The sequence below is a fragment of the Chitinophaga sancti genome (genome assembly GCF_034087045.1).
Classification (GTDB): Bacteria; Bacteroidota; Bacteroidia; order Chitinophagales; family Chitinophagaceae; genus Chitinophaga; species Chitinophaga sancti_B.
Map to the genome: position 1 here is coordinate 1891521 of NZ_CP139247.1, position 15891 is coordinate 1907411.

10 protein-coding genes are annotated in these 15891 nt (G+C 44.9%); 4 read left to right on the plus strand and 6 right to left on the minus strand.

Annotated features, from left to right (window positions below; genetic code table 11):
- Nucleotides 1–90 precede the first annotated feature (90 nt).
- Together SIO70_RS07975 and SIO70_RS07980 are read left to right on the plus strand one after the other, a co-directional pair.
- The gene (locus tag SIO70_RS07975) at nt 91–2289 is read left to right on the plus strand and encodes an alpha-N-acetylglucosaminidase (RefSeq protein WP_320580406.1); all 2199 of its coding nucleotides are present in this window, start codon (nt 91–93) and stop codon (nt 2287–2289) included.
- A complete protein-coding gene (locus tag SIO70_RS07980; RefSeq protein ID WP_320580407.1) occupies nt 2279–3412 on the plus strand; it encodes an acyltransferase family protein in 1134 nt (377 codons plus the stop codon). Before SIO70_RS07975 ends, SIO70_RS07980 begins: the two co-directional genes overlap by 11 nt.
- Before the next feature lie 117 nt (nt 3413–3529).
- Here the strand turns inward: SIO70_RS07980 and SIO70_RS07985 are convergent, their stop codons facing one another.
- The 5 genes from SIO70_RS07985 to SIO70_RS08005 all read right to left on the minus strand — a co-directional run bounded on the left by SIO70_RS07985 (nt 3530) and on the right by SIO70_RS08005 (nt 10104).
- Nucleotides 3530–4396, minus strand: a complete 867-nt coding sequence (locus SIO70_RS07985) for a DUF4349 domain-containing protein (protein ID WP_320580408.1) — start codon at nt 4394–4396, stop codon at nt 3530–3532.
- A 27-nt stretch (nt 4397–4423) separates the two neighbouring features.
- Nucleotides 4424–6562, minus strand: a complete 2139-nt coding sequence (locus tag SIO70_RS07990) for a DNA topoisomerase 3 (protein ID WP_320580409.1) — start codon at nt 6560–6562, stop codon at nt 4424–4426.
- Between the two features lie 156 nt (nt 6563–6718).
- Entirely contained in the window at nt 6719–6985 is a 267-nt protein-coding gene (locus SIO70_RS07995) for a UBP-type zinc finger domain-containing protein (protein ID WP_320580410.1), read from the minus strand.
- A gap of 6 nt (nt 6986–6991) precedes the next feature.
- Entirely contained in the window at nt 6992–8683 is a 1692-nt protein-coding gene (locus SIO70_RS08000; RefSeq protein ID WP_320580411.1) for an FAD-dependent oxidoreductase, read from the minus strand.
- 23 nt (nt 8684–8706) lie between these two features.
- Nucleotides 8707–10104 (minus strand): ATP-binding protein, encoded by a 1398-nt coding sequence (locus SIO70_RS08005; RefSeq protein WP_320580412.1) that lies wholly within the window; start codon nt 10102–10104, stop codon nt 8707–8709.
- 256 nt (nt 10105–10360) lie between these two features.
- Here SIO70_RS08005 and SIO70_RS08010 point away from each other — a divergent pair, with 256 nt between their 5' ends.
- Entirely contained in the window at nt 10361–10807 is a 447-nt protein-coding gene (locus SIO70_RS08010; RefSeq protein WP_320580413.1) for a response regulator, read from the plus strand.
- Nucleotides 10808–10836: 29 nt separating this feature from the next.
- Complete coding sequence (locus SIO70_RS08015; protein ID WP_320580414.1) at nt 10837–13236, plus strand: PAS domain-containing protein; 2400 nt, start codon at nt 10837–10839, stop codon at nt 13234–13236.
- Between the two features lie 67 nt (nt 13237–13303).
- On the opposite strand, the gene SIO70_RS08020 is transcribed toward SIO70_RS08015, so the two are convergent.
- On the minus strand, nt 13304–15880 hold the full coding sequence (locus SIO70_RS08020) for a hypothetical protein (RefSeq protein ID WP_320580415.1): 2577 nt from the start codon (nt 15878–15880) through the stop codon (nt 13304–13306).
- Between the last annotated feature and the right edge of the window lie 11 nt (nt 15881–15891).

The following is a 15891-nucleotide window of genomic DNA, read 5'->3' on the forward strand; positions in this document are numbered from 1 at the left end:
AGGGAACAACCAAAGTTATGATAAAGCAGACTGTACAACCACATAGTGCAGTATTATTGCGTATACACAAATAATAAGAAAACAGGGTCTATGAAAGTTTTTAGGAGGGTATTTACTATCTGTGGGTTTGTCATGTTTGCACACTCGTCTGTGTCGGCACAATTGAATAAGCCGGCAGCACTTGCACTCATTAAACGTGTTTTGCCTACACAGGCAGCTTCTTTTGAGGTAGGTGAATTGCCTGCTTCCGAAGCAAAAGATGTATTTGAGATTACACCATACCAGGGAAAGATCTTGTTAAAAGGGAATAATGGAGTTGCAGTTGCTTCTGCCCTGTATTATTACCTGACTGAATATTGCCATTGCCAGATCACCTGGAATGGTACACATCTGAAACTACCGGCAAAATTGCCAATGCCGGTAGCTACCGTAAAGAAAACCACACCTTATCAATATCGTTATTACCTGAACTATTGCACATTCAACTACAGCATGAGCTGGTGGGATTGGAAGCGCTGGCAAAAGGAGATCGACTGGATGGCGATGCATGGTATCAATATGCCGCTGGCCATTACAGGGGAAGAGTATACCTGGTATGAGGTGTATAAACAAATGGGCTTTACAGACAAAGAGCTGGAAGGGTTCTTTTGTGGCCCGGCTTACTTCTCCTGGTTCTGGATGGGTAACTTAGATGGCTGGGGTGGCCCGTTGCCTCTTAGCTGGATGAAGAGTCATAAGACCTTGCAACAACAAATCGTAAAGCAGGAACGTGAGTTAGGAATGACACCCGTATTACCTGCATTTACAGGACATGTACCGGCAGCCTTCAAAGAGAAATATCCTCAGGCAAAACTGAAAGCGACGAACTGGAATAATGGTTTTGCAGATACCTACATCTTAGATTCAGAAGATCCTTTGTTTGCAAAAATTGGTAAGCAGTTTTTAGAAACACAGACAAAGCTGTTTGGAACAGATCATTTGTATTCAGCAGATACATTCAATGAGAATGAACCCCCTTCTGATGATCCGGAGTTCCTCTCTAAATTAAGTGCACGGATTTATGAGGGCATGAGACAGGCGGATACCAGTGCGGTGTGGGTCATGCAGGGATGGCTGTTTTATAGTGATCGTAAGTTCTGGAAGGCTCCACAGATCGAAGCGCTGTTGAAAGCAGTGCCGGATAATAAAATGATCCTGTTAGACCTGGCCGCAGAGATTGAACCAGTATGGAAAAGAACAGATGCATTCTATGGCAAGCCATGGATCTGGAACCAGCTGAACAACTTCGGTGGCAATGTGAACCTGTTTGGTCGTTTGGAAGGTGTAGCGGCAGGACCCGCACTGGCATTGCAGGATCCGAATTCAAAGAACCTGAAAGGGATTGGATTGACCATGGAAGCGATAGAGAATAATCCGGTGATCTATGAACTGACCATGCAGCATACCTGGCAAACAGACCCTATACAGCTGGATGAGTGGCTGAAAAAATATGCACGTAACCGTTATGGTGTGGATAATGATGCTTTGGTACAGGCATGGCAGGTATTGAGAAAGACGGCTTATAATGGACAGACGATACGCGATGGAGCAGAGTCGATCATTACCGGCAGACCTACATTTGATAGTACTACCATATGGACAAGAACTAAGCTGAACTATGCGCCATTGGACCTGGTTCCTGCATGGGACTTATTCATACAGGCTGCTAAGAAAGGCGTGCGTACGGATGGATTTACGTATGACCTGGTAGATGTGACAAGACAGGTGATGGCGAACTATGCCACGCCTTTGCAACAGCAGTTTGTGAGCGCTTATAAGGCACGCAATATGGCCGGGTTTCATAAATATAGCAAAGCATATCTGGAATTGATAGATGATATGGATCGCTTATTAGCTACGAAAAAAGATTTTCTGTTAGGACCATGGATTGCGAGTGCGCGCAACTGGGGTACTACTCCTGCAGAAAAGGCGCTGTACGAACAGAATGCCCGTGACCTGATCACCTTGTGGGGAGATGCGGAGAGTCCATTGCATGAATATGCAAACAGGCAATGGAGTGGGTTGCTCAAGGATTTTTACAAGGCACGCTGGGAGCAGTTCTTTGATTACCTGATGACGGAGGAACGACCGGATTTCAAAGCGTTTGATAAGAAGATCAGTCAGTGGGAGTGGCAGTTTGTAAAGACACAGAAGAACTATCCTTTGACTACCAGTGGCGATCCGGTCGTGGTATCACTGCAGATGTATACAAAATATCATGACCTAATAGTTGCAGCTTATGAAAGATAATCAACGATTGCAGTCATTGGACGCACTGAGAGGGTTTGATATGTTCTGGATTATGAGTGGGGAGCATATTATTCATACAATGGCGAAGGCCATGAAGTGGGCGCCGGTAGAATGGATGTCAGCACAGTTGAATCATACGGAGTGGAATGGGTTTACTTTTTATGATATGATATTTCCGTTGTTCCTGTTTATAGCCGGGGTGACGATGCCATTGTCGTTGCAAAAGAAGATGGATGTGGCGGGTGTAAAGTATACTTATTTATTGCCCGGCGAGGAGAAGCGGAAGCTCTATAAGGTAATGCTGAAGCGGGCTTTGATATTGGTGGTATTGGGTTTTATCGTGAATGGGTTATTGAAGTTTAATGGATTGGAGAATACAAGATTTCCAAGTGTGTTGGGAAGGATAGGATTGGCGTGGTTCTTTGCAGGATTGATTAGTTTGAACTTTTCTGTGAAGGGACAGGTGTATTGGTTAGTTGGGATACTGTTGGGATATTGGGCATTGATGATGTGGGTGCCGGTGCCGGGGTATGGAGCGGGGGTATTGACGATGGATGGATCGTTGGAGTCTTATATTGATAGGGTGTTAGTGCCAGGGAGGTTGCATGATAAGGTGCATGATCCGGAGGGTGTGTTGTCAACATTGCCGGCGATCGGGACGGCGCTGTTAGGCACGCTGGCAGGAACTTTTATACAGAGAGGGGTGCAAACGCCGTTGAGAAAAGGTGTAATGATATTTGTCTTTGGAGCGGTGTTGGTGTTGTTAGGATATGTATGGGGTTTCAGTTTCCCTATTAATAAGCGACTGTGGACGAGTTCTTTTGTATTGTATGCAGGTGGTTTTAGCTTGTTGTTCCTGGCAGTGTTTTATCTGATAATAGATGTGTGGGGATTTAGGAAATGGGCATTCCCATTTGTGATTATTGGTACGAATTCAATCCTGATCTATATGGCGGCAGAGGGGATGGTAGATTTTAGATATACTGCAGGGTTTGTGTTTAATGGGGTAATACAATATGCGCCGTTATTGTGGCAGCCGGTGTTTGCGGCAATGTCAGTGACGTTTGTACAGTTATGTTTGTTGTATGTTTTGTACAGGAATAAATTGTTCCTGAAAATTTAAAAGGAGAGGCCGTATCATACTTTGATACGGCCTCTTTTAATTCGGGTTCCTGGTGGAGGTGGGGTAGTCTATTAAGTAATTTTGAGAGGTTTATTTATTATTGATACAACTTCTTTTTTACTTAAATAAACCAAGAATATTTAGTTTGTCTATTATCAGTAACAATACAAAAACAAAGATTGATAAAACCGTAAAGCCAATGACTGTATAAGCAAAGTAGTGGATGGTCCATTGCAAAGCAATTTTCAACCTGTGGATAAATGAGATAGATTGAGCAGTCGCACCTTCATACAATGACAACTTAACTGTACAGAATTCATTTTCTGTATTGAAATTTCCTAAATCAACACCGAGGTTTTGCAACCTGTCTTCCAATTCCAATTGTCTATCATAAATAGGTAACAATTCCTGGTTCGTACCGGGTTGTTTTTTCAACGCTTCTAATGATGCAACAGTTTTTTCTAAAGAAACTTTCTGCGCATTCAGTTGTCTATACTCATTCGTTTTATCAACTTTCGTAATTGACATAGACCTGATGACACCAATACCCTGTATCTCATGATAGAACGAATCAAACGTTTCAGGATTCACGCCAATCATCAAATGCAACTCCCGGTCACCTTTTCTCCCTAATGCTTTTTCATATTGGATCATGGCTTTGTAGGATTCTATTTTCTTTCGCACATTTTCTTCGTCCTTTGGAAAGTTACTGGTGGTCGTTCTTACCACTGCGGTTTTCTCATACTTTTGATTAGTGGAAAAATCCGGTTGTGGGCCTGCTGTAGGAGCCATTTTCATTTTAGATGTGGCATAATTCTTTCTCAGTCCATTCACCTGATCAAAGTAATTCTCATAATAATCCCCGGTACTATTCGTGTTTGACGCGACATATCCATAAATCAATCTGAAAATAAATAGCACACAGAATACTCCCGCTCCCCAGCGGAAGAGACGCCAGAACCTGGCCTTAATTGAGGTTTGCATAGTTTAAAATTGTAATGTGAAAATAGGTTAATTTTCTACTGAAATACCAAATTCTGCATTCAGTACCAACTTACCCTCTGCCGTTGTGCCATCAGGTAATTTCAGTCCTTTTAATTTAGTGGTTTTCCCTTTGGTCAGCAGATCAATCATTTGTTTATCTGATAGTTTCTTCCCATGGGTTTCAAAAGGAACCTTGAATCCGCATACTTTAAAGTTGGAACACCCATACGCTGCATTCCCTTTGAGTAAAGGATGCTCTTTACATTTGGGGCATTGCATGCTGGAAATTTCCTGTTTGGGTTTAGGTGCTTTTTTAGGTTTATCTTCTTTTTCAGGCGCCGTTGCTGGTGCGGGCGCTGGCGTTTGCACAGCTACAATTGTTTTGTAAGAGGCGTTCTTCACTTCTTGTGTCAGGTCCACCACCATCTGGATCAGTTCCTGTTTAAAGGTATCCAGCTGGTATTCCCCTTTTTCTATCTGTCTTAATTTCCGCTCCCATTGACCAGTCAGCTCTGCACTTTTCAGCAGGTCGGAAGTAATGGTATCGATCAGGTCCATACCGGTTTGGGTAGCGAACAGGTTCTTCTTTCTCTTCTCTATGTATTTACGTCTGAACAGGGTTTCGATGATATTCGCACGGGTAGAAGGACGGCCGATACCGTTGTCCTTCATTAGTTCTCTCATTTCTTCGTCGTCTACCTGCTTACCGGCGGTTTCCATAGCACGGAGCAAGGTGGCTTCCGTAAATGCTTTTGGAGGCGTGGTTTTACCCTGGTGTACCCTTGGAGTATGAGGACCGCTTTCACCCACTACAAATACGGGCAGTACTTTTTCCTCGATTTCTTCTTTGCCGTCTTTGGTTTCTTTTGGAGCGGGTGCATCATTGGCATACACTTCTTTCCAGCCGGGTTCCAATATCTGTTTACCTGTCACCTTGAATTCAACCTGGCCTACTACACCCAATACGGTGGTGTTCGAAATCTTACATTCCGGGTAGAAGGCAGCGATAAAGCGTCTGGCCACCAGGTCGTAAATGCGCTTTTCTTCCAGCGGAAGATTGCTGGGATATTCACCCGTAGGAATGATGGCATGGTGATCCGTTACCTTTTTATCGTCAAAGACGGTTTTAAGTTTGGGGATCGGTTTCGCCAGTATAGGGGCCGTCAGGTTGGCGTATGGTTTCAGGTCCTGTAAGATCCCTTCAACTTTTGGATGGAGATCTTCAGAGAGGTAGGTGGTATCCACTCTTGGGTAGGTGACCAGTTTTTTTTCGTACAGGCTCTGGATATATTTTAAGGTATCGTCTGCAGTGAATGCGAATTTCTTGTTGGCTTCTACCTGCAAACCTGTCAGGTCAAATAAACGAGGGTTACCTTCTTTTCCTTCCTTCTTTTCGAAACTTGTGATTTCGAAAGGATGTTGTTTCAGGTATTCCAATCCCTTATTGGCTCTATCCAGGTTTTTGATACGGTCAATAGTGGCCGTGAATTCTGTGTCGCGATAGATGGTTTTGAGCTCCCAGTATTCTTCTGATACGAAGGCGTTAATTTCCTTTTGTCTTTGTACGATCATGGCGAGGGTAGGGGTTTGCACACGGCCTATGGACAAGACGGTTTTGCCGATGGCAAACTTCTTGGTAAAGAGGCGGGTGGCGTTCATACCCAGTAGCCAGTCGCCAATAGCGCGGGCACTACCTGCTGCGTATAAGTTATCGTACTGGTTAGCGTCTTTGAGTTTCTGGAAACCATCGCGGATGGCTTGTTCTGTCAGGGAGGAAATCCACAGCCTTTTCACAGGTGCGGAACATTGGGCTTTGAGTAATACCCAACGTTGAATGAGTTCTCCTTCCTGCCCGGCATCCCCGCAGTTGATCACCTCATCACAGGCTTGCACTAAGGTTTCGATGACTTTGAATTGCTTTTCTACCCCACTGTTAGATATGAGTTTAATACCGAAGTGGGAGGGGATCATGGGTAGATCTTCCAGTCGCCAGAATTTCCATTGCTCGGTGTAATCGTGGGGTTCTTTGAGGGTACAGAAGTGCCCGAAGGTCCAGGTGACCTGGTACCCGTTTCCTTCATAGTATCCATCTTTGCGTGTTTTAGCGCCGATTACTTCAGCGATGTCGCGGGCGACACTGGGTTTTTCTGCAATGCAAACCTTCATAAATTACATTCCCTGATGGGGCAGGCAAATGTAGGAAAACAAAACCACGAAAAAATCGATTTTACCGAAGGTAAAATCGATTTTTTCGCAAGGGGTATGGCCTGCGGCCGGCTGGGAAGGCTATCAGGTATTCATCGGTTAGCCGGAAAATGCTATTTAATAATCAACAAACTGTTCATCCACATAACACCACAACCATCTCTCTCCCGGCTCTGCCGAGATCACCACCGGATGTTGTGTTTTATGAAAATGCTTCGTCATATGCTTCTCCGGCGACTGGTCGCAACATAAAGTTGCGCCGCAGGTCTGACAGGTACGAAGGTGCACCCAGTCCGAACCTATTTTTACGCACTCTTCGCATACATGCTCCTCATCAACTTTGAGTGTTTTGATCGCTGTAATATGTGAACAAATTTCTGACATAGTTATTTATTTCACCTCTGCGAGGTATTTGTGTACAAAACTGATGGCCATAGACCCTTCGCCTACAGCTGCCGCCACCCTGTTCATGGCATTTGCCCTTACATCGCCGGCTGCAAAAATGCCCGGACAACTGGTTTCCAACAGATAAGGATCTCTCTGCTGTTTCCAGATCTGCTCAAACTCAGGGTGCGTGAACAGGTCCCGACCCGTTTCTATAAAGCCTTTATCGTTCTTGATGATATTCATTTCCAGCCACTCTGTAAATGGTTTCGCACCAATAAAGATGTACAATCCATCTGCATGTTCCTGTGTCTGCTCACCTGTTTTGGTGTTGGAAATAATCAGGCATTCCAGTCTGTCAGATCCTCTGGCTTCCACCACTTCAGCAAATGGGCGTACATGAATATTATCCGTTTCCACGATCCTGTCTATAAGGTAGGCAGACATAGTACTGGACAAATCTTCTCTGCGAATGAGGATATTCACATTCCTTGCAAACTTGGAAAGATACATAGCTGCCTGTCCGGCAGAGTTACCGCCACCTACTATGAACACATCTTTATCTTTGCAGGCAGGGGCCTCTGTCATAGCAGCACCATAATAAATACCGGCACCTGTAAAATCAGCTACACCCTTTGTATCCAGTGTGCGGTAATCCACACCTGTGGTAATTACCACACTCCGGCTGTTTACAAATGTGTCGTCTTCCATGATGATCTTATTGTATCCACCTGTTTGCTCAATGGCTTTCACAGACTGTGGGGTGATGAACTCTGTTCCTAAACGTTGTGCCTGAGAGATGGCTCTGCGGGCCAGATCAGCACCACTCAATCCCTTTGGAAAACCTAAGTAGTTTTCAATTCTGGAACTGGTGCCTGCCTGTCCGCCGGGGGCACGTTTCTCTATCAGCAGTGTTTTCAATCCTTCAGAAGCGCCATACACACCCGCTGCTAAACCTGCAGGTCCTGCACCAATAATCACTACATCGTATACCTCATGCTTGATCTGTGGATTCAGGCCTACTTTGCGGGCAGTGTCCTGTATAGAAGGATTGGAGAGGAAAGTGCCATCTTCGAAGAAGATCACAGGTACATCCTTTTCATCCAGTTTATTCAGGGCAAGCAGGTTACAACCTTCCTGGTTGGTATGTATATCCAGCCATTTATAAGGAATGAGGTTCCCTGCCAGAAAATCTTTAATGGCATGGCAGGTGCGGGAGTACTGGTACCCAACGACCTTGATGCCTTTGAATTCCGGGTGATAATCACTTTTCCAGTCATCCAGCAGATCATCTATCACAGGGTAGAGTTTGTCTTCTGGCGGATCCCATGGCTTAACCAGATAGTAATCCAGTTGTACAGTATTGATGGCTTTAATAGCTGCATCCGTATCAGAGTAAGCCGTGAGCAATACCCTTTTTGCATCCGGGTAAAATTTGATCGCCTTTTCAAGGAAAGTCACCCCATCCATCACCGGCATGCGCTGATCGCTGATGAACATGGCGATGGTTTCCCCTTTGTTCTTCAGTTCCAGCAGGCTATTGAGCGCTTCCTGCACATCGGTGGTACTGATGATCTTATAATGCTGTCTATACTTGTTTTTCAAGTCACGCACAATCGCCCGCAAAACATGCGGATCATCGTCAATACAAAGAATAATAGGTTGATTCGTATTTTTCTCAGTGTCTTTATCTGGCATAAGCGCACCGTTTTTTTAGTGAATTAATGGATTGGAATCAACACAGAAAATAGTGTTTTCCCCGGGACTGAATTTACTTTAATATTTCCATGATGTTGCTTCACGATCTGGCAGGAAATGTCCAGACCGAGTCCGGTACCTTTACCAATTTCTTTGGTAGTAAAGAAGGGGTCAAAGATCCTGGACTGGATATTCTCAGGAATACCGGGCCCGTTGTCGATGATAGAGACCTTTACACAGGTGCCATCTTTCTCTGTTTTTATTTCGAGGGTACTGTTTTCCCTGCCCTGCATAGCATCTACTGCATTATCGATCAGGTTGGTCCATACCTGGTTCATTTCCCCGATCATGATGCTGACAGGCGGGAGAGAAGTATCGTAGTTTTCGATGAGGTGTACATGTCCTTTGCGGAGTTTGTACTCCATGATGTTGAGCGTATTCCGGATACCATCATGAATATCTGTGAGTCTTTTATCATGGGATTGGTCCATGTGGGTAAAGGTCTTCACAGAGCTGACCAGTTTTACGATGCGGGCAGAAGCTTCTTCGATGTCCAGCACCATCCTTTCGGTGACGAGGTTTTTGTCGATCCAGTTGAGGACAGCCGATAGTGAACCTGGCGACATATGTGATTTGAATTCTTCCAGTATGTCGATGGTAATGCCGAATTCCACGAAATTTTCTGCTATTTCCACACCATTGGCCACATCGTGGTCATCCAGCCAGTCCACCATGTCATCTTCCTTTGCACCTCTTTCCATCATGGTAAGTTTGGGTCTGTCGGTAGATTTGAGGATGGCGAACATTTTCTCTTTTACAAAAGTGACATCTTCCGGGGTCATCTGTATAGCCATGATCTCCTGGAAGGTATCCGGCATGAGTTGCAGGTGTTTTCTTAAAGAGGAGGCGCCCCGAACAATGGCGGCTGCGGGGTTGTTCAGTTCATGTGCCAGACCGGCGGAGAGCTTGCCCAATGCCATCATCTTTTCATTCTGACGCATCATGGTGGTATATTCCCTGACCCTGTTTGTCATCACATGCACTAATGCCTGGGTGAGTTCAAACTGGGTATGGATCATGGCATCGATCTTTTCGATAGGGAAACACATGAGTTGTGATTCCTCTACTGCTTCGCTGTAGATGGTCGCTGTCATACCGCGGGAGAAGGGGAGGTAGCCACTGATAGTACCTGCTTCCATGACGGTAATTTCGACGGGATCGTTGTTCTGCAGGTAGTACAGGCGGAGCTTTCCTGAAATAAGGATGTAGGTAGCATCGAGGGGGGCGCCTGTTTTGAACATGAAATCCCCTGGTAGAAGCGTTTTGGATTCGCTGTTTTCAGCCAGCCATTTAAGTTGTTCGACGGGTACGTCTTTGAACGCCTCGACTGATTGTAGCCATTCAGTGGAAATGTTTACCATAACTTAAAGTTAAAGATAATTTGCCCGTAAGACGAGAGCAAAAGATGTTCCGGAAAGGAAAGACGAGAGAAGCGATGAAATGTACAAGTGGAAATGATTATAATATCATTAAATACTGGAACTTAATAAAAATTCACTGGGGCTTTTGGTGTATTTTGCGTAAGTTTAAATAACATGCGTACATACGCCATCCCTATTGACCTATAAAAGCACATGGTTTTGTCTAAGTATTTGTTTCAGTGATAAATGTAAGACGATGTCAAAAAGTGGAAAGAATATATTTTTAGCCGATGACGACGCCGACGATTGTCTGCTTTTTGAAGACGCTCTGAAAGAGGTCGCGGATGATATTATTCTGACTACAATCTCTGATGGCAAAGAACTCATGGATATGTTGGACGATCGCGTTCCCCCGCCTCCTGACATGATCTTCCTGGACTTGAATATGCCACGTAAAAATGGTTTTGAATGTCTCAGGGAAATCAGGACAGATCAGCGTCTCAAGTCCATTCCCGTAATTATCTTTTCTACCTCATCACAACCGGAATTTATAGAACAGGTGTACATTTCAGGAGCTAACCGATATATCAGGAAGCCATCTTCCTTTTCGGAACTTATGAAAGCAATAGCAGAAATGTTGTCTATTGATTGGGATACCAATGAAAGATACCCTAAACGGGATAAATTCTTTATTTCCTTTTAAGAAAACAACGCTTACAATCGGCGATGACAATGAATTTGACCAGGCTTGAATTTGACCAGGCAAGAACGAGGCATCTGCAATTTAAAACGCAGTTACGATCTCTCGTTTACGGAGCAGCAATAGATACCGCTCCACTTTTATCCGAACACGAATGTGCATTGGGTGTGTGGATGTACGAGCATGCATTACAACGCTACAGTCATATTGAAGAAATGCAGCAGTTGGAACAGGTGCATACAGACATCCATATCTGTGCAAAAAAACTGATTGGTTTATATGAAAGTGGTAATGAAGAAGCCGCCAGGAATGGGCTGACAGAGATGGAAGCGATTGCCGATAAACTGGTAGGTTTGCTATCCATTATTGAACAACAACTTTTATCATCAGAAAAAAACGACGCTCCTGTCGTGGAAAATATAGAACAACACTTACAAGAATTACTGGCATTACGTCAATCCGTGCAAAATCTGGATGAACAAATCCGGGTCGAGACGACAAAAAAAGCAATTAACAACGAGAGCCGTTTCAGAGAAAGCGTGGAGCAGGCTCCGGTAGGTATTGCTATTTTCAGAGGTCGGAATATGGTGTTTGAAATGGCGAATGCTATGTACCTGGAACTGATCACCCGTCCTGTGGAAGCAGTGGTAGGCAGGTCGCTCTACGACGTATTGCCGGAAGTAAAGGAATCGGTAAAGCCGTTGCTGGACAATGTTTGGGATACCGTTACTCCGCACTATGGAAATGAGTTTCCTGTTATTCTGTACAGATATGGGGTGCCGGAGATGGTGTATTTCAACTTCGTCTACCAACCACTGAAGAATAGTACCGGGGAAATTGATGGCGTGATGGTGGCTGCGACAGATGTGACAGCAGCGGTAGCAGCCAAGCACTCCCTGATGGAAAGCGAGAACCAGTTTCGCAATCTTGTGATGCAATCGCCTATTGCCATGGCTATTTTCAAAGGAAGGGAGATGATGATTGATATGGCAAATAATACCATGCTACAGACAATGTGGCGCAGAACATCTGCCCAGGTAATGGGTTTGAACCTGCTGGATGTGTTCCCTGAACTGACAGGGCAGAAGTTTCCTGAGTTATTACAACAGGTGTACAATAGTGGGATTGCCTACCAGGAAAAAGAAGCGATCGCTTATGTAGATGGTCCGGATGGCATGAGGCGGTTTTACCTGGATTTTGAATATAAGCCCTTGTTTGACCTGGAAAAGAATGTTTATGCCATCATGGCCACAGTGTCTGATGTGACAGAGCGAAAAGAGCAAGAGATGGCACTCCGACTGTCAGAGGAACGATTTAGGGTATTGGGTGATACGCTGTCACAGATGATCTGGACCACTGATCCGGAAGGCAAATTGAATTATGCCAGCAAGAAGTATTTTGAGTTTACAGGCATGACACTGGAGGAGTTGAATGGGATAGGTTGGTTTAATGTGATACATCCGGAGGACCTGATGAAGAACTTACCTATATGGCAGGAGGCGGTGAGTAAAGGAGTTGAGTACCAGATAGAGCATAGAATGAGAAAAGCAGATGGTACTTATCGCTGGCACCTGACACGGACGGTGCCCCAGAAAGATGCGGAAGGTAATGTGAATATGTGGGTAGGATCTACGACGGATATTCATGAAGGCAAAATGTTTATAGATAAGCTGGAAGCAGAGGTGCAGGAGAGAACGAAGGCCTTACAGCGATCCAATGATGAGCTGAGGAAATCGAATGAAGAGTTGGCACAGTTTGCATATGTGGCAAGTCATGACCTGCAGGAGCCGTTGAGGAAGATCCAGACATTTGCAAGCCGGTTATTGGAAACGGAGTTTAAGAACATCACAGAAAAAGGGAAGGATTACTTTTCCCGTATGCAGGCGGCGGCGCAGCGAATGCGGCAGCTGATAGAAGACCTGTTATCGTTTTCGAGGACGAGTAATAATGGGGAGCAGTTGTTTGAGTATGTGGATCTGAACAAGGTGTTGATGAGAGTGAAGGAGCAGTTGAGTGATCAGATAGATAAGAAAGAGGCGGTAATAGAATATGATTTGTTGCCGGTGTTGTCGGCAATTCCTTTCCAGATAGAGCAACTGTTTATGAATTTGCTGACCAATGCGTTGAAATTTTCGAGAAAGGGGGTGAAGCCTCTTATCAGGGTAAAGATGGAGGATAATGTGTATACGTTGGTAGGAGGAGTACCTTATCATAAGTTTACGATTGCCGATAATGGGATTGGGTTTGATCCGCAGTTTAGTGAGCGGATCTTCCAGGTGTTTCAGTGCTTACATGTGCGGAACCAGTTTGAGGGAACGGGGATAGGATTGGCGATTTGTAAGAAGATAATGGATAATCATAACGGGGTGATAACGGCAGAGGGAAAGCCGGAGGAGGGTGCAGTGTTTACATTGTTATTTCCGGTCGGGTAAATAGATTTCATTTTGCATTTGCATAAAAAACGCTTTTGCCGGTTTGTGGCAAAAGCGTTTTTTATTTTTATAGTTTAGGTGCCAATAGTTCCCACAATTCGGGGGACCAGGGCCATTGTTGTTTTACGGTTTCTTTATCCATCTTACTCAATACAAGTGGGAATTGTTTTCCTGCAAATGCGGGTTCCAGTCGTTTTACCACTTTGCACACCTCTATGTATACGTTTGCAGCGGCTACTGTAAGCTCCTGCGTAGGTGTGCCTTGTCTTGCATAATCGTTCCACTTTTTCCAGAACAAATACACCATTCTATCTCTGAGTGCATTCCCTTCCGGCAATTGCTGTATATTATTATAGAGGAGGGTTATAAACGATTGTAGTTTTTGCGGGTCGCTGTAAATAGACCTTGCCCATTTACCACCTGCCTGTCTGAACAGGTGTTCCAATACTACATAAGGTAAAGTCGCCTCTGGACTGTTGGAGTCAGGGATGTTGGTAAATACCTGTGTGATCAGATCTTCCGGTTCAAGTGCAAAGAGCAGTTCTGCTATAGGCCATTGGCTATACAAGGCAGCCCATCCCTGGTATTCCCAGTCATTCAAGGTAGCATATCGTCTCTTTGAATGGAGTGTAGGCATACTGAATTTTATATGCTGTGCATAATTCTCAGGGGTGAATAAGCGGTTCAGTTGTGCCCGGTATTCAGGTTCTATGAAACCTGTTCCTTCGAGATATTTCCGTACCATGTATTGTGCATCCTTATCAGAAGCATTTTGCAGGTAGTCAAGACTGATCTGCACCAGTTCTGATGTAACCAGTTTGCCTGTCTGCATGATCTGTAATAACTGGTGGAGAATACCACCGGGTTTAGGCATGCTCAAAAGCAGCTTATAGAGTTCGATCACTTCTGCTTTCCTGATAGTCCTGTTCTGCCAGGCATCCTGTAGCATTCTTTCTGCTTCCATGAAGGATTGCATCCCATTTTTCTTCATCATGGTTTGCCTGAAGGCAGGGAGGAAAACACCGGTTTGGTCACTCTTGTCAGTGTCACTCAGCAGCCAGTTTGCTTTTGTGAGCGATACGATATGTGGAAGTTGGGCTCTGACATTGGCATCTGTAGCTGCTAGTTTACCAAGCAGCTGAACCCACTCATCCAGCGGAGACTGTGGATAGTAGGCAATATGTCTGTACAATGAAGTGGTGATCGCGGGTGCTATCTGGCTGAAATCTACTTCCAGTGTTTTGAGCAAAGTGTAGGTAGCTGCCAGTTCGCGGATATCTTTGGATTGTTCCAGTAGTAACCCCAGACTACGTTTCAGATCAGGAGAGTCGCTGTAGGAGAAGGTTTTGAGCCGCTCTATGACTGCGTTTCGTGTTTGGTCAGGATACCAGTTGGATTCCAGTACTTCTCTGAACAGTTGTAATAATGCCTCTTTATTAGCGGGAGTAACGGGTACTTCCAGCACGGCATTAATCAGCTGTGTTTTCAGGTAATGGTCTGTTTCAGTGACAGCGAGGCCGGTGACTACCTGTAAAGTGGTTGCTGATTTACGGCCGGTATTTAAGAGGATATTTATGAACGCACTACGTAGCGCAAGCAGGGGTTCCTGTTTGATGGCTACTGCCAGTGCGGGTTCCAGTTTGACCTGGTGCTGTACGAATTGCTTCTGAAGATATGGAATAGCTGCTTCTCTTACATAAGGGTTTTGCTCGTTTAGCGCCGTGATCAACAGGTCTGGTATTTCAGCATGTTCTAATAAAGCCAGCACGCGTATTTTCAAACCAGCAGAAGGTGTTTGTGCAAACAGTTGTGTTAATTCCGTTTGCAACTCTGGATGAGCTACCAGCCTGTCTCTGATCAATGCCAGCAGTTCCGGCTGATCAGGTGCTTTTTGTAAAGCGGAGAAGATGCCACTGAATAAAGTGGTGTCTATTTCCCGCAGGTTTGATAATAGTTGAATGATGGCTGCTCTTACATACAGATCAGTTTCTGACATGAATCGCGCTGCAAGATGTTCAATCACTGTAGCGGAAGGCGCTGTTAATCCGGCTAAGAACCCGATGGCTACCAGTCTTGTAGTTCTATGCTCTAGTGGAGAGAGGAACTGCAAAGCTAAAGTAGCTGCTGCATCTGTCGGGAACTGTTTTATTAATTCCAGCAAAGCAGGTTTTACGCTGGCGGGAGCCAGTGCAATAAACTCACTCACTGTAGAAATTGTATCCGCAGATTTATTAACAGTGTGTAAGAGACCATTTATGCACACTTGTTGAATGATTGGATCGAGGTCATTGACCAGTGTATCGGCGAGTATTTCCTGTACACTATCCAGATGAGCAGCGAGCTGGCTGATGGTCTCAATCGCCAGCAGGCGCAATGGCCTTTCCGGCTCCAGGCAGGCAAACCAGCTCAGGATATCAATCAGTGATTCCCGTTGGCTCAGGCGGGTAACGGGGATGGCGCATAACGATTCCAGCATACGTGCACGTACAGAAAGGGTATTCTCCTCTCTGGCTGCTGCTGCCAGTTTTTCTACTGCTTCGTCAGTTTCAAGAAAAGGTTGCAGGCTATCGAGTGCTTCCAGTCTTTCGTGTTCTGATCGTTCTGCAGAAATTAATATATCGAATAAAGCAAGTGCTTCTGACATCTTTAAAATTA